The following is a 17,657-nucleotide window of genomic DNA, read 5'->3' as shown; positions in this document are numbered from 1 at the left end:
TTCATAGACCTTGCGGCCTACAGACAGGAACAGGCTCTCGGTCGTGGGAAAGGCGTCCCGGAAGCCCCACCGATCCAGATAGGCATTGGTCTCGGCGACGATGACCTTGTGATCTTCCAGATCGTAGCTCTTGCCCCCATTGGCCAGGATGTCGGCGATCATCTTCACGTGGTTGTCGGCGACGGCGCAGCCCTGCATCTCGCCGAACTCGATGATATAGGTCTTGCCTGTCTCGCGATGGATATAGTCATCCCTGGATTGGTAGAACCGGTCGTACCACTGGTCACCGGCACCCTGGTGCTCGACCCACCAGCCGCCGGCCGGTTCGACATCGGAGCGGAAGTAGTGGTCGTTGTACGGCAGGTACATCGCCTGGGCGGCACCACGTTTCACGAAGCCGTCGTTCAGGATAACGGTTCTGCTGGGGTCCAGGTCGTGGATGGCCTTCAGCACGTGCTGGACCTCTGGATTGGCCAGGTTGGCGCCGATCTCGTTCTGTAACGTGTACTGGACCAGGGATGGGTGCGAGCGAAACGCCTTCGCCATGGCCTGGCATTTTTCGACGATGAAGTTGACGCTGAACTGGTCGGCCGGCGACAGCGGCGTTCCCGGCTCGCGATCCGGACCGATGCCGTGACGTCCGCCTCCCGGCTCCATGACCCGCAGCAGGCCCATCTCGTCCATAGCTGTGAAGACCTCGGCCTTGCCGACGTTGCGATGAAAGTGAAGCGTATTCAGACCCAGCGCCTTCGCGGAGGTCACCTCGCGGCGCGCCAGCTCCTGTGTCGGCCACAGGCCGTTGTATCCCCAGTAGCCCCACGAGATTGCTGAATACAGCCGCACCCGACGCCCGTTCAGGCGCAGCAGCGCGTCGGTTCCCACACCTTCGACGCCGAACCAGCGGAAGCCAAATCGTGCTTCGCGCGTATCCACCCGCCCCTCGCCTTCCGTCCAGTGGAAACGCAGGCGATAGAGCTCCGGGGTCTCCAGGTCCCACAGACGCGCGTCTGGAGCCGAAATCGTGAAGCACACGCGCAGCCTGCGGTCCTCGACTGCCTCGAATGACTCCAGACGAATTTCGGCAGGCACCGTCATACCCGACCGATCGTCGACCAGTTCAACGGTGGCTCTCGTGCGCAGTTCGGCCAGGCGATACGATGCGGATGGTCCATCCACGACCACCTCCATGAAGCCTGTGACCGTCCGTGGCTCCGGCAGATTCAACACCCACGCGTCGTCGATGCGCGCTGTCAGCGGGTGCAGGCTCAGCGCCAGGCCACGATCCAGGCCTCCAAAGCCATGCGAAGCGAACAGCTTGGCAGCGCCCCACATCATGGTGGTGGAATCCCGCCAATCGTAACGCCCGCCTGGATTGGTGATCCGGATGTCCAGCCGGTTTGCCCCACCGGGTCGCATCGCGCCGGTCAGATCACAACTGAACGGCAGTTCGGCCATGATGGAATAGCCGACCAGGGTCTCGTTCAGAAAAACCTCCGCTCGCAGCCGCGCGCCGCGCAGGTTCAACATTACTCGTCGCCCCGCCGCCTCGGCCGGGATGTCGATCGCCTTCGACCACCAGGACACGCCCTTGTAGGCCCCGTATTGCGGCACATCATCGGTCTCAGCGTAGCGATACTCGTCGGCACCGTAGGGCCGGGTTCCGAACTTGCCCCAGAGATGCTGCTCGACCGTTGTCGGCAGATCGACGTTCAGGGCCGAGGCCGAGCGCAGACTGCTCCACCCTCCAGTCGGTGGATTGACAGGCAGGGTCGTCAGATCGACCGTGCTGGGCAGATGGATGGCGTCATCCCGCCAGGCCGCCGCTTCGTCGATCCACAGGCTCCAGCCTTCGTCGGGAATCGCGAGCGAAACGCGATCTGTTGCCTTGGCGATGTTCGGCATGGCGGCCGAAGCACCGGCTGTAGCCATCGAGAGGCTCGTCGCCGAAAGGAAGGTTCGCCGATCAAGACGCATGGGGTAATCCTGTGGAGCACGACGAGAGAAAATCAGCTGGTGTGGCGGGCAGCGACAGGCTCGGCGAACCCGCCGTAGAACGACAGGGCGGTGCCACCGAAGATCGCCTGCTCGTGTCCGGAAGCAAAGATGGAGACCGCTCGACGCGCAAAGGCCAGCCAGTCGCCATAAGTCGCGGCCTGGGTCACCACCGGCCAGTCGCTGCCCCACATCAGGCGCTCGGGCCCGAACATCTCGACCAGATGGCCAATGTAGGGCTGTAGATCGTCATAGCCCTGATCGGGGCTCGCTTCCGTCAGCAGCCCCGACAGCTTGCAGACGATGCGGGGATTCTCGGCCAGCGGAGCCATGGCGTCGGCCCAGGCCTCGAAGCCACCCGAGACGATAGCGGGCTTGGCGGCATGATCGATGATGATCGGCAGGTCAGGCCAGCGGTCGGCAAATCGGCCGAGCCCCGGGAGGTGTTCTGGCCGGACAAGAGCGTCGAACCTCAGACCCTCATCAAGCATGGCTTCGACGGCAGGATCGAGAACGGGGTCACAAATCCAGTCCGGTGACAGGCTTTGGAGCATCGGCCTCAAGCCCCGCAGTTTCGGATGGTTCGCGAGTTCGCGGATGCGTTCGGCGGCGTCTGATGCCGCCAGATCGACCCATCCGACGACCCCCAGCACGCGCTCATCGCGGGACGCGGTCTCCAGCAACCACCCGGTGTCGCCGATGTTCGGCTGGGACTGGACCAACACCGTACCGGTCACGCCCTCTGGCGTGGCGACGGCCCAGAAGTCGTTCAGGTCGAAATCGCGGTGGATTGCCGGCAGGTCGGGTCGGGGCCACTCATGGCCCGGCGCGTCGAGGCGCCAGACGTGCTGGTGAGCATCGATCAGCACGCTACGATCGCCTTGATCACGCCGCTGGCCGGATCCATCCAGGTCTCCATGACATCGGGCAGGGCCGAAAGCTCGGCTCGGTGGGTGTTCAGGGCGGCGACCGGCACGACCCCGCGTCGCATCGCATCGATGACCGCTTCGAAATCCTGGGGGGCGGCGTTGCGGCTGGCAAGCAGGGTGGTTTCCCGGCGATGGAACTCCGGATCGTTGAAAGTGATGTCGGCACCGACCACGGAGATCAGGACATAGGTCCCACCGTGACCCACATAGGCGAAACCGGCTTCCATCGCCTGGGGACTGCCGGTCGCATCAAACACCACGTCGTAAAAGTCGCCCCCGGTGAGGGCTGACAGTTGAGACGACGCAGCGTCATCAGCGATCACGGCATGATCCGCGCCGATCTCCGCCAGGCAGAAGGCCATGCGGTCCTCGCGCCGGTCGACCACGGTCACCGTCGCACCACGCAGCTTGGCGAAAAGGGCGGCGGCGATTCCGATCGGACCCGCCCCAACGACCAAGGCCGTCTGACCCGAGCGAACGTCGGCCCGGCGAACCGCGTGGGCACCGATCGCGAGGAACTCGACCATCGCGGCCGCATCGAGCGTAACGCCTTCGGCGGACCGGAGGAAGCGAGCCGGAACCGCGATATACTGCGCCATCGCGCCGTCCCGGTGAACGCCGAGCACCTCGATACGCATGCAGCAGTTCTCCCGCTCCTTGCGACAGGCGGCGCAGTGGCCGCATGACAAGTACGGAAGCGCGTAGACCGGTTCACCCGGCACAAATCCGCTGCTTTGCGGTGCCTCGACGACCTCCCCCGACATCTCGTGCCCCATGACGCGAGGATAGGTCAGGTAGGGCTGGGTACCACGATAGATATGCATGTCCGTGCCGCAGACGCCGACGCGCCGGACACGAACCAGGACCTCGCCGGGTCCGGCCTTGGGCATCGCACGCCTTCCGCGTTCCAACAGACCCGGCTCAGTGCAGACGACCACCTCCATCATGGCAACCGGTGCCCTGTTCAGGCCGCTTGCTTCTTGCATGGGATCGTACCTCTCTCATCCGGAGCAATCCGAAGATTTATCATATATGCCGATACCTTCGCACATATGACAAGTCGTTGTGCGGACTTGTGAGGCGTTCCAGTTGACGCGCTCGCCGCCTCTCGGCATTCGTCGTTCTGGAATTCAGGAACGGGACACCATGCTCAAGGTGGCGGAAGATCGCCGGTACAAGGCGCCGGCGCTGGAGAAGGGCCTCGATATCCTGGAACTGCTCGCACGGTCCGATCGTCCCCTGACGATCAATGAGACGGGCCGGATTCTCGACCGGTCGCATGGCGAACTTTTCCGCATGGTCCAGGTGCTCGTCTACCGGGGCTATATCGAGCAGGTCGCCGGCACTGACGGCTATCAGCTCACCGACCGTCTGCTGTCGCTGGGTCTGGAGCGACCGCTCATGCGATCCCTCGTGGAAGTGGCTCTGCCGGAAATGCGCAAGCTCGCCGACTATTGTGGGCAGTCCTGCCACCTGGCGGTGCGGGCGCTTGGGGACATCATCGTCATCGCCCGGATGGAATCGAGTCAACAGCTCTCCTTCTCGCTTCCGGTCGGCTACCGCCAGCCCATGCCCAAGACCGCATCCGGGGCCGTGCTCTATGCCTACCAATCCGACGATGTGCGGCACAGCTGGCGACAGAGCTTCGACCCGTCCATCGACGCCGAGACACTGGAAACCTTCGAAAAGCGCGCGGCGCGCGTGGTGAAAAGCGGCCAGGAGCATTCCCCCAGCCGGTTCGTCGAGGGCGTCAGCGACGTTTCCGCGCCCGTGTTCCGCGGCGGCTCGGCGGTCGCGGCCCTGACCATTCCTTTTCTCAAACGGCTGAACGCCCAGGTGTCCTTGACCGAGGCCGCGGCGGCGCTGACCGAGGCGGCCAACCGGATTTCGGAGCGACTGATCGGTGCCGAAGTCCGACCCTGACCTTCTTCAAGTCAGGGCCCGGTCCAGATGGGTGTAGCCGCCGTCCGGGAACAGCCATTGGCCGGTTGTATGACCCGCCCGTTCCGACAGCAGGAAGACCACGGTCTCGGCGATCTCGCGCGCGGTGGTCATCCGCCGGCCCAGAGGAATACGTTGGGTGATTTCGGCTAGGTGAGACTCCGGATCCGGAAACGTGTCCAGCCAGCGCCGATAGAGGGGCGTCATGACCTCTGCAGGGCAGACCGCGTTCACGCGGATGCCGTGAGGGGCCAGTTCCGCGGCCCACTCCCGCGTCAGACCCAGCTGAGCGGCTTTGGCCGCTACGTAGCCGCTCGTACCGCCCTGGCCGGTGAGCGCGGTCTTTGAGGATACATTGACGATCGCGCCCCGGCTTTCGCGGAGATGGGGCAGGCAATGGTGGGCCATGCTGAAATAATGACCGAGATTGCCCGTCAGCGACTGGAGGAAGTCTGAGAGGGGCCGGCCGAGCCCGACGCTGTCGTTCGCGCCGGCGTTGTTCACCAGCCCCCGAAGGCCCCGGCCCAATGCAGCGGCCTCGGCTACGGCGTCCGCACAGGCCGCGTCATCGCCCAGCTCGATCTGGATGAACCGTGTCCGGGTCTGGATTGCCCTGATTGACGCCTCGAAGGCTGGATCGAGCGGGCTTCGACCCAGAATCACGGGAATCGCCCCCTCCTCCGCCAGAAGCATCGAAATAGCTCCGCCGATCCCGGCTCCGCCGCCCGTCACGATCACGACGCCGTCGCGCAGTCCCAGATCCATGGTCAATCCTCCAAAGTCGGCCGAAGCCGGCGCTCTCTGGCGCTTAAAGTCGTTCTAGCAGACGCTTGCCCGGACGCGCCGAGGCTTGATCGCCTTCACCACATATGCGATGCCATCTTCATATATACAACGAAAAGCGAGCAGGCCGCGTTTGAGCGGATCAGCTTCACGGGAACGACACGGTCATGGCGATCCTTACAGCCCCTCCACCAATGTCAGGGGACCGATCCGGCACCGGCCTCATAACGCCCGGATTCCGGCTGGGGTTCGCGCTGGTTGTCAGCCTGTTCTTTTTGTGGGCGATCGCCAACAACCTCAACGACGTCCTGATCCGCCAATTCCAGAAGGCACTCGATCTGAACCGCGCCGAAGCGGGCCTGATCCAGTTTGTCTTCTACATCGGCTATTTCGTCATGGCCCTGCCGGCCGGGATGGTAATGCGTCGGTTCGGCTATCGCGCGGGCATTGTTCTGGGGCTCGGCCTCTACGCCGCCGGTGCCCTCCTGTTCTGGCCTGCCGCTGAAATGCGCGTCTACAGTGCCTTCCTGGGGGCACTCTTCGTCCTGGCGGCCGGCGCGGCGTGCCTGGAGACGGCGGCCAACCCTTACATCGTCGCCTTCGGCGATCCCACTCGCGCGGCTCAACGCCTCAATCTGGCGCAGGCCTTCAACGGCGTGGGTGCCGTGATTGCCCCGATCGTCGGCGGGTTGTTCATTTTCTCCGGTGTGGAGATGGACGATGGCACCCTCGCGGCGGCGTCTGCGTCCGACCTGGCGGCCTATCGGGCGGGAGAGGCCGCCATGGTGCAGGTCCCCTATCTGGTGCTGGCCCTGATCGTGATCTGCGTCGCTGTCGCCATCGCTCGCGTTCCCCTGCCCACGATCCGGCCTCACAGAGCCGCCGGACAGGCGCACGGCTGGCGTCGGCTGGTTGGCAATCCCCTGTTGGTCGGCGCGGTGGTCGCTCAGTTCTTCTATGTCGCGGCCCAGGTCGGGGTCTGGAGTTATTTCATCGACTTCGTAAAAGAGGTCGATCCGGCCGTCAGCGAGCGCAACGCCGCCTTCCTTCTGTCAGGGAGCCTGTGCCTGTTCACCCTGGGGCGCTTCGGCGGGGCTGCCCTGATGCAAAAGGTGTCTCCGGTGACACTTCTATTGATCTTCGCCATCGCCAATGTGGTGCTCTGCGGTCTGGCCATGACCCTGCCTGGGGTTGGTGCCATCGCCGCGCTGTTGCTGACCGGCCTGTTCATGTCGATCATGTTCCCGACCATCTTCGCCCTGGGCGTTCGCGATCTCGGCCCGGATCAGGCGCTGGGCTCGTCCCTGCTGATCATGTCGATCATCGGCGGCGCGATCGCCCCGCCGATCATGGGCTGGATCAGCCATGGCCAAGGCGGTCTGCGGGCTGCCATGCTTCTGCCGCTCGCCGCCTTTGCGGTCGTCGCAGTCTATGGCGTCATGCATCGGCGCGCCGACGCCAGCCCAGACCAGAACACTGCAGGAGCAGACGTTTGAGACTGAAGAACAAATACGCCCTGGTCACTGCGGGAGCACAGGGCATCGGCCTGGCGATCGTGGAAGCGTTCGCCCGCGAAGGCGCACGGGTCGTAGCCGCCGACATCAACGCCGACGCCCTGGCCCGGCTTGAGGGACGCGAAGGGGTTCGCCCCCTGATCCTCGACGTCACAGACAGGGGAGCCGTCGAGCGACTGGCCAACGACTTCGACACGTTCGACATCCTCGTCAACGCCGCGGGAGTGGTCTACGCGGGCGACATCCTGGCCTGCGATGAGGAGGCCTGGGCACGTTCGCTGGATCTCAACGTGACCGCCGCCTACCGGACCTGCCGCGCCCTGCTGCCCGGGATGCTGGACAGGGGTGCGGCTTCCATCATCAACATCTCGTCGATCGCGTCGAGCGTGAAGGGCATTCCCAACCGGTTCGCCTACGGGGCCACCAAGGCGGCGGTCATTGGCCTCAGCAAGGCGATTGCGGCCGACTATGTAGGACGCGGAATCCGCTGCAACGCGATCTGTCCGGGCACGATCGAGACCCCTTCCCTGCGCCAGCGGGTCGCCGAACAGGCGCAGACCCAGGGCGAGACTTTCGACCAGGTCATGGCGGCCTACGAGGCGCGACAGGCCGTCGGTCGCCTGGGCCGACCTGAGGAAGTCGCCGCGCTCGCCGTGCATCTCGCGGGCGATGAATCCGCCTTCACCACCGGCGCCGTTCACGTGATCGACGGCGGCTGGGTCAACTGACGAGTTATCACATGAAACTGCTTCGCTATGGCCCCCCCGGGTCGGAACGCCCGGGTCTTCTCGACATGGAGGGGTGCATTCGCGACCTCTCGGGCGTCACGCCTGACGTCGCTGGGGCGACCTTGACGCCAGAGGGGCTGAAGGCCCTGCAGGCCCTCGATATCGATCAACTACCCATCGTCGAAGGCACACCCCGCCTTGGACCCTGTGTCGGCGCTGTCGGAAAGTTCATCTGCATCGGCCTGAACTACAGCGACCACGCCGCAGAAAGCGGCCTGACGGTTCCGGCCGAGCCTGTGATCTTCAACAAGTGGACCAGCGCCATCTGCGGTCCCCATGACGACATCGAAATGCCGAGGGACGCCACCAAGCTCGACTGGGAGGTCGAACTCGGGGTCGTCATCGGCAAGCCCGGTCGCTATATCGACGAGGCCGACGCCCTGGATCACGTCGCGGGCTATTGCGTCATCAATGACGTCAGCGAACGCGCCTTCCAGATGGACCGGGGCGGCACCTGGGACAAGGGCAAGGGGTGCGACACCTTTGGCCCCATCGGGCCTTGGCTGGTCACCACGGACGAGGCACCCGCCCCCACCGACATGCGCCTGTGGCTCGAGGTCGACGGACGCCGCTATCAGGACGGCACCACCGCCAACATGGTCTTTTCGGTCCAGACCCTTGTCGCCTATGTCAGTCGGTTCATGAGCCTGCAGTCTGGCGACGTCATCTCCACCGGCACCCCGGCCGGCGTCGGTCTCGGTCAGAAACCTCCGGTCTATCTAGAGGTAGGGCAGTCAATCCGCCTCGGCATCGACGGCCTTGGCGAACAGCGCCAGCGCGTCGTCGCGACCGTCTAGAAAGTCTACCAATGCCCCGCATCACCGGCCTGCGCACCGCCGACATTCGCTTCCCGACCAGCGCGTCCCTGGACGGCTCGGACGCCATGAATCCCGAGCCGGACTATTCTGCCGCCTATGTCGTCCTGGAGACGGATCGGCCGATGCTGGAGGGCCATGGCCTGACCTTCACCATCGGTCGCGGGAACGAGATCTGCATCGTCGCCATCGAGGCCTTGCGCGAACGCGTCGTCGGGCTCGAACTCGACTGGATCAGGGACGATCCGGGACGGTTCTGGCGCTATGTCACGGGCGACAGTCAGCTGCGCTGGATCGGTCCCGACAAGGGTGCCATCCACCTCGCCACCGGGGCCGTGGTCAATGCCGTATGGGACCTGCTGGCCAAGGCGGCTGGCAAGCCCGTCTGGCGCTTTGTTGCCGACATGACGCCCGAGGAACTCGTCCGCGCCATCGACTTCCGCTACCTGACCGACTGCATCACTCCCGAGGAAGCGCTGGCTCTGGTCCAGGCTAAGGCGGCCGGCAAGGCCGAGCGAATTCGTATCCTCGAGGCCGAGGGCTACCCGTGCTACACCACCAGCGCCGGCTGGCTGGGCTACAGCGACGACAAGCTTCGCCGGCTTGCCCGCGAAGCCGTTGATGCCGGCTTTCGCCATATCAAGCTCAAGGTCGGCCAGAACCGCGAAGACGATATCCGCCGCCTGAAGATCGCGCGCGAAACGGTCGGCGACGACGTCACCCTGATGATCGACGCCAATCAGGTCTGGGAGGTCGGCGAGGCCATCGACTGGGTCAATGACCTGGCTTTCGCCAAGCCCTGGTTCATCGAGGAACCGACCAGTCCCGACGACGTCTTGGGCCACGCGGCGATCCGGCGCGGGATTGGATCGATCAAGGTCGCGACGGGCGAGATGTGCCAGAACCGCATCCTGTTCAAACAATTCATGATGGCCGGGGCCATCGACGTTGTGCAGATCGACGCCTGTCGCCTGGGCGGGCTCAACGAGGTTCTGGCGGTTATGCTGATGGCCGCCAAATACGATCTGCCCGTCTGTCCCCACGCGGGCGGGGTCGGACTGTGCGAGTACGTCCAGCACCTTTCGATGATCGACTATGTGGCGATCTCGGGCACGCGAGAGGGCCGGGTGATCGAGTACGTCGACCACCTGCATGAGCATTTTCTGGAGCCCTGCGAGATTCGCGGGGCCGCCTACATGCCGCCGAGGCAACCCGGCTTTTCGATCGAGATGAAGCCGGAATCACTGCGTCGCTATGCGTTCCGGGGAACCTCTGTCCCGAACAGCGCGGTGGCCTAGCTGGGACGACCGTCCCGGCGCGTCATGTCGGCCAGATTCCAGTCGCGCTCTACAAACGGCCTTTGCGTTGGTGCCGGCCGGGGATATCCGCCGACCTCACGCTCATCATCGATGATCCGACCTGTGCCGGCTCTGACGTTTTCCAGGATCCGCCGGTCCACGGCGTCGCGCGACCAGGGCCTCGCGCCGGCCTCCGCCGTCACCCAGGCCTGAACCTGGTCGGAAGGACGGGCGCGGAAGCCGGCTGGCCAGCCCGGCGCACGACGCATCGTCCGGATCACCGGCGTACCGTCCGAGATGACGCCCAATCGATCGAACGGTCGGCCATCGGCATGGATCGCCGGATTGTCCGAGGCGTAAAGATCCAGGTCCCCCTGCCCTTCAACGATCAGGAATGGGAGGTCAGCGCGGGTCGAGTTGCCGCCCCGGGTCACATTGCCTACGATCGCGAGCTGACCGACCTCCCACGGATGCCCGACCCATTCGGAGGCGTTGAGCGCATAGTGCATGCAGCGATTGCCGGGATCATAGATCAGGTTGTTTGCAGAGACCGCGTGGGCCCCGCCCTTGAACAGCTGATTGCGTTCGTAGTTGTGTGCGTAGAGGTTGCCCGCGATCAGGATTTCGGTCGCGTTGTCGTGGATCAGAGATCCCTTTGAATGTTCCCCCTTCGAATGGCTGGAATTCGATAGCCCCTCGGCGACGATGTTGCGGGTGAAGCTGATCTTGCGGGAAGTGTTCTGACGCCAGTCCTCAACGGTTTGACCACCCTCGAAGCGCGGCCCCGAAGCGGAAAGGTTCTCGTCCGTCGACCAGCTGAACGAGCATTGATCGATTATGACGTTCCAAGCACTGCGGGTCGACAGTCCATCCACCTCCCAACCGCTGCGCGGAGCCGCTCCGTTCGCGCCCGGCCGGACCCGGATATGGCGAAGAATGACGTCGTGACCCGTCATGAACAGCCCGCCGCGAATGATCGTGATGCCGGGTTCAGGCGCTGTTTGACCGGCGACTGTGATGAAGGGGTGCTGGATTCTGAGGTCGCGTCCGCCGAGATCGATGACACCTCCCACCTCGAATACGACTATGCGGGCACCTTCAACCTCCAATGCCGCACGCAACGAGCCCGGCCCATCCGCCGCCAGGCTAGTGACCCGCAGCACGGCACCGCCTCGGCCGCCAGGAGTCGAAGCTGCCCAGCCCATGGCACCGGGAAAAGCGCGACGTCGCGAGGAGGCCAGGGCAAGCGATGGTGTGATGACGGTGGCGGAGCAGGCGGCCGCAACAAGCGTGCGTCTGTCGATCATGTCGGTCGCCTTGGTTCGGTGGCGCGCAAGATGCCTCGCACGGTATGGCGGACAAAAAATGAGGGGACGCTGAAACAGCGCCCCCTCTCAAGGTACCTCCTTGGGAGGAGGGTGGGGAAACATCGGCGTTAGAAGGTCATCCGCGCGCCAAGGAAGATTTGACGGCCGTTCTTGCCGTATGCGGTGACGACGGGGCTGTCCTGATAGGCGTAACGGTCGTTGGCCTGGTCGGTAAGGTTCAAGGCTTCGAACATAACGCTGACATTGTCGGTCACCTTGTAGGTGGAGGAGAAATCGACGTTCATCGTCTTCTGGCTGCCGCCGAAATCGTTGACGAGCGGGCTATCGCAGACGCCTGGATTGCAAGTGCCGGTGGCGAGGGGATAGGTCGTCTGATAGCCGGCACGATAGGCGGTCGAGACCCGGGCCGAGAATTTCGGTACTTCATAGTAGAGAGTGAAGTTGAACGCGTCGGGCGAAGCCCCCAGGAACGGTGCCCCACCGACGACGAGGGGCTGGGGATTAAGGATGTACTGCAGCTCGCTCTCAATGTGGGTGTAGTTCGCCTGGATGCCCAGGTTCTCGAAATACCAAGGCAGGAACGACAAGGACTGCTGGAAACTGATCTCGATCCCTCGCAGATAGCCTCCGGGGGCATCGCGAAACTGACGGACCGAGAACACCCGGTTGTTGTCGATATAGGCGCGCTGGTTCGCAAGGTTGGCGTTCGGCGTAGCACCAGGTGCGTCCAGGAACGCCTCCCTGAGCTGGGTGATCTGATCGGCGGTCAGGATGGCGGTGAGGGTGTCCTCGCCCACGATCGTCTGGGGGAAACTGCCGATCTCCTTGTTGAACAGCGCCACTGAAAACAGCGTGTCGCGGCTCGGGTACCATTCGAAGCTGAGATCGAAATTATCCGCCCGGAACGGCTGAAGCTTTGGATTGCCGAGCGTGATGCTTCCGCCCGTTGTCGCGCCGGCGGTGTTGGGTACGGAGAAGCCGGTGACGCTGGGCGCCAGGTTCCCCAGCAAAGGCCTTGCCATCACTTTCGCATAGCCAAAGCGAAGGTACATGTCGTCCGCGAACTCGTAGACGACGTTGAACGACGGCAGGGTGTCATCGTACTCGTTCGTCGCAGACACACGCCGGGCCGTCGTGGTCAAACCCGACGATTCCAGTTCCGTCAGGGCATAGCGGACCCCGACATTGCCCCGCAGTTCACGATCGAACAGCAGTGTGTTGAAGTCCGCCTGCAGATAGAAGCTGGTGTCGGTTTCATCGACGCCGAATGTGCTGGAGGGGCTCCGCAGGCTCGACAGACGCCAGTCGCCCCACTTGTTGATGCAGTTGCAGGTGAAGCCGAACCGGGCATCGAACGCCTCCAGGCTGGGGGCGAAGAACGACGTCGGCATGCCTGCCGGCACGTCCAGGCCCTGTCCCCAGCTGATCAGCTGCCCCATCTGCGCCACCGTTGTCGGGGAACCGCCTTCGCGTAGCGTGGGGTTGAGAGTATCGGCGGTCTGGCGATCAAACTGCGTCGTGCTGAACCCGAAATTGCGTCGGCTTCCTCCGAACTTCAGCGTAATCTGCTCGTTGGCGTCGAAGGCGAAATCCAGTCGGCCGCCGTTGTAGGTGTTCTCGACGAACCGGCGGTAGTGGCGAAGAACCGAGAACCCTTTGACAGTATCCCACTTCGTGGGGTCAGCCACGTCGAACCCGAAGTTCAGGAGCGGAAAGTCACCGTCACCCCGGGCGTCGTAGATGAAATAGTCATTGCCGGGCGTTCCGTTGCCGGAGTCCATGCGATTGAACTCGGCGACCAGACCCTGACTTTCGTTCGTCGATTTGGACGCGCCGTAGATGAAGTTCATCCGAAACCGATCGGTGAACTGATGGTCCACATTGATGGACGCCTGCTGAAACTCTGTCGTGAAGCTACCCGAGTCGGCTCGTGACGCCAGATCCACATTACCGAGCTTGAGGTATGTGGCCTGCGTTCCGTCCTCACTCACCGCCGCATCGATGAGGCGCGTCGCCGGCCGTCCGATCAGAGCGCCGCGTCCCGCCAGACCGTAGGCGTCTAGCACATAACCCGGTGACAGGGGGTTGTTGTAGTATTCGTAGGGATCAAGGTTGTTCGGGTTGAAGCTGAACTGGTAGCCGTTCACCAGGGTTCCGCCGCCGAGCGTCTGACCACAATCGATAGGGTCGCGAATCTGCGTGCCATCACTGGAGAATGCCGTCGTTTGGGCTGTGCAGCTCGCGTAGAGACCGCGGCGCTGAGTTGCAGTCCCCTGGTTGGTTGCCGTCGTCCCCGGGCTCGGCGCGCCGGGGCGTGCGGTATTGAAGCTGTAGTTGGTGGCGTTGGGGATGACGCCATTGGTGTTGTTGCGGTTCAGCCCGATGGGCGACAACTGATAGTTGATGGATGAACTGTCGAACTTCGAGTACAGGCCATCGACGCTGACGGTTGTCCGCTCGGTCGGCCGCCATTGCGCCCCGAGCGTGACGCCTACGCGCTCCTGTTCGATATCGCGATGGCTCAAGGTCGGGAGGGCGGGGATGCGCACCAGCGATCCGCGACCATTGCCGTTGATGAGAGCGTAGGCCGCCGGATTTGATCCCGTCAGCAGCGCCAGGGCATTCGGATTGGTGACGTTCGGAATGGTCGTCCCGGCCGGTCGCGCGAAACCCTGAAACTCTGTACCGGCCGGCGTGCTGGTGCCCTGGAAAGTGGCGCCACGGTAGGCGTAGTCAGACTGGCCGGGCGAACGCTCGAAGCTGTCGCTCAGCGTATTGCGCTTGTTGTAGGCCACGGAACCCAGAAGCCCGAACTCGCCGATCCGATTGAACGTCCAGCGGTTTGACACCAGCGCCGCGATACGCGGGTTATGCGTCTCGCCGTACTCATAATATGAATCTTGAACGGAAAGGCCGAAGCGCGGCCCTCGGAAGTTGAATGGCCGGCCCGAGATCAGATCGACAGTCGCCCCGAGCGCTCCTTCGTCGGTCTCTGCCTGGGCCGTCTTTTGAACCCGCAAGGAACTGAACAGCTCTGATGCAAAGGTGGAAAAGTCGAAACCGCGCCCTCGGTTGGGACTGGAGCCGGAGTCGTTGGAGCCAGCCGTCGATAGGGTCTCAAGGCCGTTCAAACGGACGCGGGTAAAGTCGCCGCCCAGACCGCGCACCGAGATCGACCGGCCTTCGCCGTTGTCCCGGTCGATCGAGACGCCAGGCAGGCGCTGAAGAGATTCAGTCAGATTAGCGTCCGGAAAGTCGGCGATATCCTCCGCATTGATCTCGTCGATCATGACATTGGATCTGCGCTTGGTGTCCAGCGCCCGTCGCAGGGATTGGCGATAGCCGGTCACGATCACTTCATCGACCTGGCTGGCCCACGGATCCTCGGATTGAGGGGCCGCCGGCGCTTGAGCGAGCGCCGTCCCGGCCAGGGCCGTCAGGATGACACCCGATGCGACGGAGCAGGCGAGCACTGAGGTGCGAGTGTACTTCATGACGATCCCTCCGCAGGGGCTCGTTGGCCCCTTGAAAAACACTGCTCTTGATCGGCAGTGTCATCATATATGCGCATATCATCGCACCTGTGCAAGGATATTCTGGTGTGCTTTAACGCTGCTGCAATTGATCGATGTCGCATCTGGCGTTCACAACCTGTGCCCGGAATCGACGACGAGCTAAGACAGCCGCTTGGCCAGTGGTGGACGGCTGTGACAAGAAAGGACGTCTGGAGAGGACATGCCCAACTCAATGCCTATCGGTGCGTCGCGCCGCAGTTTGCTCCTTGGGAGCGCAGCGGTGATCGGTGCTGCTGCCTTGCCGTTCGGAACACTGGCAAGACAGGCGGTCACGACCCCGGTCGTTCCATTGCCGCGGACCGGCCAGGACGCTGAACTCAAGCTCTGGTACCGCAGTCCGGCCGAGCTCTGGACCGAGGCCCTGCCGATCGGGAACGGACGGTTGGGTGCCATGGTTTTCGGCGGTGTCGCCCGTGACCGTCTTCAGTTGAATGAAGACACCCTCTGGGGCGGTGGGCCCTACGATCCGTCCAATCCTGCAGCGCACGTCGCCCTGCCCGAAGTTCGTCGTCTGATATTTGATGGCAAATACCTCGAGGCTCAGAATCTCGCCCAGGCCCAGATGATGGCTACCCCGATCCGGCAAATGTCGTACCAGACGATCGGCGATCTGATGCTGACGTTCGGCGTCTCCTCGGCCGCAAGCGGTTATCGACGCGAACTGGACCTCGAGACCGCGATTTCGCGCACGGAGTACCGTCAGGACGGCGTAACCTTCCGTCGCGAGACGTTCGCCTCCGCCCCTGACGATGTCATCGTCGTTCGCTTGACAGTCGACAAACCCGGGGCGCTGGACTTCGAAGCGTCTTTTGAAACCGCCCAATCCGGATCGGCGAAAATCGAAGGCGATTGCCTGATCCTGACAGGACGAAACACCGGGCAGCACGAGGTTGCCTCCGCCCTCACCTTCGAGACGCGCGTCCGGATCATCGCGGATGGCGGACGCATCCACGCGGATGAAGAAACCTTGCGGGTCGATGGAGCGGACGGAGCCTTACTGCTCATCGCCATGGCGACCAGCTACAGGGGCCCTAAGGACGTCAGCGGCGATCCCGCAAGTTCAAACCGAGCGACCCTCGCTCGCGTCACGCCAGATTTCGAGGCACTGCGGGAACGCCACCTGGCGGACTATCAGCCCTTGTTCAATCGGGTGCGGTTCGCAGTAGGCACCACTGACGCAGCTTTGGCTTCCACCGATCAGCGCGTGGCCAAATCCCAGAGCATGGACGACCCGGCGCTCGCCGCCCTGTACTTCCAATATGGTCGCTACCTGCTTCTCTCCTGTTCGCGTCCCGGGACACAGGCCGCCAACCTGCAAGGTCTGTGGAACGACAAACTCAGCCCGCCATGGGGTTCGAAATACACGATCAATATCAATACCGAGATGAACTACTGGCCGGCCGAGCCGACCGGGCTGCAGGAGTGTGTCGAGCCTCTGATCGCCATGGTCCGGCAGATGGCCGAGACCGGGGCGGTCACGGCGCGTGTCAACTATGGTGCGAGAGGATGGGTCTGCCACCACAACACCGACCTGTGGCGCGCGACAGCCCCCATCGACGGCGCGCGCTTTGGCATGTGGCCTATGGGCGGAGCCTGGCTCTGCACCCACCTGTGGGATCACTACGACTACTCAAGGGACACGGCCTATCTGGCTGAGGTTTACCCTCTGATGAAAGGTGCCACAGAGTTCTTCCTTGACACCCTGGTCGAAGACCCTTCCGGCGCAGGTCTTGTGACCTGCCCTTCCATGTCCCCTGAGAACAACCACCCGATGGGCGGTGCCCTGTGCCAGGGCCCCGCCATGGACCGACAGATCCTGCGGGATCTCTTCGACCAGACAACCGAAGCCGCTCGAATTCTGGGGCGCGACGCCGCTTTCCGGACGCAACTGATGACAGTCCGCGAGCGGCTGCCTGCCGATCGCATCGGCAAGGCTGGCCAGTTGCAGGAATGGATGGAGGATTGGGACATGGAGGCACCTCAGATGGACCATCGCCACGTCTCGCACCTGTACGGCCTCTTCCCGAGCCACCAGATCTCGTTACGCGAAACCCCAACCCTGGCCGCTGCGGCCCGCAAATCGCTTGAGATTCGTGGTGACTACGCGACGGGCTGGGGCACGGCCTGGCGCATCAACCTTTGGGCCCGATTGGCTCAAGGCGATCATGCGCACAGCGTCCTGTCGCTCCTGCTCGGCCCGGAACGGACCTATCCCAACCTGTTCGACGCCCACCCTCCATTCCAGATCGACGGGAACTTCGGTGGCACCAACGCCATGGTCGAGATGATCTTGCAGTCCCGGCCTGGAGAGATCGAACTCTTGCCCGCCCTGCCCTCTGCATGGCCGGACGGCAAGCTGCACGGTGTGCGTGCCCGCGGTGGGTTCTCGCTGGATGTCGATTGGAGTGCAGGAAAGCTCAGATCGACGATCATTCGAGGTCTTCCGGGCTCATCAACTCGCATCCGCTATGGGGAGCGGGTGCAGACTGTCACCATGCCGCGCTCGGGCGTTACGACGCTCTCAATCTAGAGAAAGAACGACAACTCACACGCGCGGAGAGGAACGCCATGTGATCATCTCCTCGCCCGGCGATTTCCGCGAGGCCGCACGCCGCAAGCTGCCGCCGTTCCTGTTCCACTACATCGACGGCGGGGCCTACGCGGAACAGACGTTGCGCCGCAACGTCGAGGACT

At 63.5% G+C, this 17,657-nt stretch carries 12 protein-coding genes and 1 pseudogene; 7 read left to right on the top strand and 6 right to left on the bottom strand.

Annotated features, from left to right (window positions below):
- The 3 genes from ACILQR_RS09795 to ACILQR_RS09785 form a co-directional block, all read right to left on the bottom strand.
- Positions 1–1,929, bottom strand: a 1,929-nt coding sequence (locus tag ACILQR_RS09795; RefSeq protein WP_395651249.1) for a sugar-binding domain-containing protein, incomplete at its 3' end; no start/stop codon positions are given.
- 77 nt (positions 1,930–2,006) lie between these two features.
- Positions 2,007–2,861 (bottom strand): amidohydrolase family protein, encoded by an 855-nt coding sequence (locus ACILQR_RS09790; protein ID WP_395651248.1) that lies wholly within the window; start codon positions 2,859–2,861, stop codon positions 2,007–2,009.
- A complete protein-coding gene (locus ACILQR_RS09785; protein WP_395651247.1) occupies positions 2,855–3,811 on the bottom strand; it encodes a zinc-binding alcohol dehydrogenase family protein in 957 nt (318 codons plus the stop codon). The genes ACILQR_RS09790 and ACILQR_RS09785 overlap by 7 nt, the downstream gene beginning before the upstream one ends.
- 256 nt (positions 3,812–4,067) lie before the next feature.
- On the opposite strand from ACILQR_RS09785, the gene ACILQR_RS09780 reads away from it, so the two are divergent.
- Positions 4,068–4,844, top strand: coding sequence for an IclR family transcriptional regulator (locus ACILQR_RS09780; protein ID WP_395651246.1), 777 nt, complete (start codon positions 4,068–4,070; stop codon positions 4,842–4,844).
- A 6-nt stretch (positions 4,845–4,850) separates the two neighbouring features.
- Here the strand turns inward: ACILQR_RS09780 and ACILQR_RS09775 are convergent, their stop codons facing one another.
- Entirely contained in the window at positions 4,851–5,627 is a 777-nt protein-coding gene (locus tag ACILQR_RS09775) for an SDR family oxidoreductase (protein ID WP_395651245.1), read from the bottom strand.
- A gap of 185 nt (positions 5,628–5,812) precedes the next feature.
- Between ACILQR_RS09775 and fucP the strand changes: the two genes are divergently transcribed.
- Genes fucP through ACILQR_RS09755 form a run of 4 tightly spaced genes read left to right on the top strand, consistent with a single transcriptional unit; the run spans position 5,813 to position 10,060 of the window.
- Entirely contained in the window at positions 5,813–7,141 is a 1,329-nt protein-coding gene (gene fucP, locus ACILQR_RS09770) for an L-fucose:H+ symporter permease (protein ID WP_395651244.1), read from the top strand.
- Positions 7,138–7,887, top strand: coding sequence for an SDR family oxidoreductase (locus tag ACILQR_RS09765; protein ID WP_395651243.1), 750 nt, complete (start codon positions 7,138–7,140; stop codon positions 7,885–7,887). The genes fucP and ACILQR_RS09765 overlap by 4 nt, the downstream gene beginning before the upstream one ends.
- Positions 7,888–7,898: 11 nt before the next feature.
- Positions 7,899–8,744 (top strand): fumarylacetoacetate hydrolase family protein, encoded by an 846-nt coding sequence (locus ACILQR_RS09760; protein WP_395651242.1) that lies wholly within the window; start codon positions 7,899–7,901, stop codon positions 8,742–8,744.
- An 11-nt stretch (positions 8,745–8,755) separates the two neighbouring features.
- Positions 8,756–10,060: an L-fuconate dehydratase gene (locus tag ACILQR_RS09755; RefSeq protein WP_395651241.1), complete on the top strand. Its 1,305-nt coding sequence runs from the start codon at positions 8,756–8,758 to the stop codon at positions 10,058–10,060.
- Here the strand turns inward: ACILQR_RS09755 and ACILQR_RS09750 are convergent.
- Both ACILQR_RS09750 and ACILQR_RS09745 read right to left on the bottom strand, forming a co-directional pair.
- Positions 10,057–11,367: a polysaccharide lyase family 1 protein gene (locus ACILQR_RS09750; RefSeq protein ID WP_395651240.1), complete on the bottom strand. Its 1,311-nt coding sequence runs from the start codon at positions 11,365–11,367 to the stop codon at positions 10,057–10,059. The two genes, ACILQR_RS09755 and ACILQR_RS09750, sit on opposite strands and share 4 nt — an antisense overlap.
- A gap of 128 nt (positions 11,368–11,495) precedes the next feature.
- Positions 11,496–14,882, bottom strand: a complete 3,387-nt coding sequence (locus tag ACILQR_RS09745; RefSeq protein ID WP_395651239.1) for a TonB-dependent receptor — start codon at positions 14,880–14,882, stop codon at positions 11,496–11,498.
- Between the two features lie 241 nt (positions 14,883–15,123).
- Between ACILQR_RS09745 and ACILQR_RS09740 the strand changes: the two genes are divergently transcribed.
- Both ACILQR_RS09740 and ACILQR_RS09735 read left to right on the top strand, forming a co-directional pair.
- Positions 15,124–17,493: a glycosyl hydrolase family 95 catalytic domain-containing protein gene (locus ACILQR_RS09740; RefSeq protein ID WP_395651238.1), complete on the top strand. Its 2,370-nt coding sequence runs from the start codon at positions 15,124–15,126 to the stop codon at positions 17,491–17,493.
- Positions 17,494–17,533: 40 nt separating this feature from the next.
- Positions 17,534–17,657: pseudogene (locus ACILQR_RS09735) on the top strand (L-lactate dehydrogenase); the annotation flags it as partial.

This window comes from Brevundimonas sp. (genome assembly GCF_044239655.1).
GTDB lineage: Bacteria > Pseudomonadota > Alphaproteobacteria > Caulobacterales > Caulobacteraceae > Brevundimonas.
The sequence above is the reverse complement of the archived record's forward strand: the minus strand, read 5'-3'. Positions and strand labels throughout refer to the sequence as shown.

What these genes read in the sequence shown, in the direction of transcription:
- ACILQR_RS09785 (WP_395651247.1), bottom strand. Translation starts at nt 3,811, where the DNA reads ATGCCCAAGGCCGGACCCGGCGAGGTCCTGGTTCGTGTCCGGCGCGTC.
- ACILQR_RS09780 (WP_395651246.1), top strand. Translation starts at nt 4,068, where the DNA reads ATGCTCAAGGTGGCGGAAGATCGCCGGTACAAGGCGCCGGCGCTGGAG.
- ACILQR_RS09775 (WP_395651245.1), bottom strand. Translation starts at nt 5,627, where the DNA reads ATGGATCTGGGACTGCGCGACGGCGTCGTGATCGTGACGGGCGGCGGA.
- fucP (WP_395651244.1), top strand. Translation starts at nt 5,813, where the DNA reads ATGGCGATCCTTACAGCCCCTCCACCAATGTCAGGGGACCGATCCGGC.
- ACILQR_RS09760 (WP_395651242.1), top strand. Translation starts at nt 7,899, where the DNA reads ATGAAACTGCTTCGCTATGGCCCCCCCGGGTCGGAACGCCCGGGTCTT.
- ACILQR_RS09755 (WP_395651241.1), top strand. Translation starts at nt 8,756, where the DNA reads ATGCCCCGCATCACCGGCCTGCGCACCGCCGACATTCGCTTCCCGACC.
- ACILQR_RS09750 (WP_395651240.1), bottom strand. Translation starts at nt 11,367, where the DNA reads ATGATCGACAGACGCACGCTTGTTGCGGCCGCCTGCTCCGCCACCGTC.
- ACILQR_RS09745 (WP_395651239.1), bottom strand. Translation starts at nt 14,882, where the DNA reads ATGAAGTACACTCGCACCTCAGTGCTCGCCTGCTCCGTCGCATCGGGT.
- ACILQR_RS09740 (WP_395651238.1), top strand. Translation starts at nt 15,124, where the DNA reads ATGCCCAACTCAATGCCTATCGGTGCGTCGCGCCGCAGTTTGCTCCTT.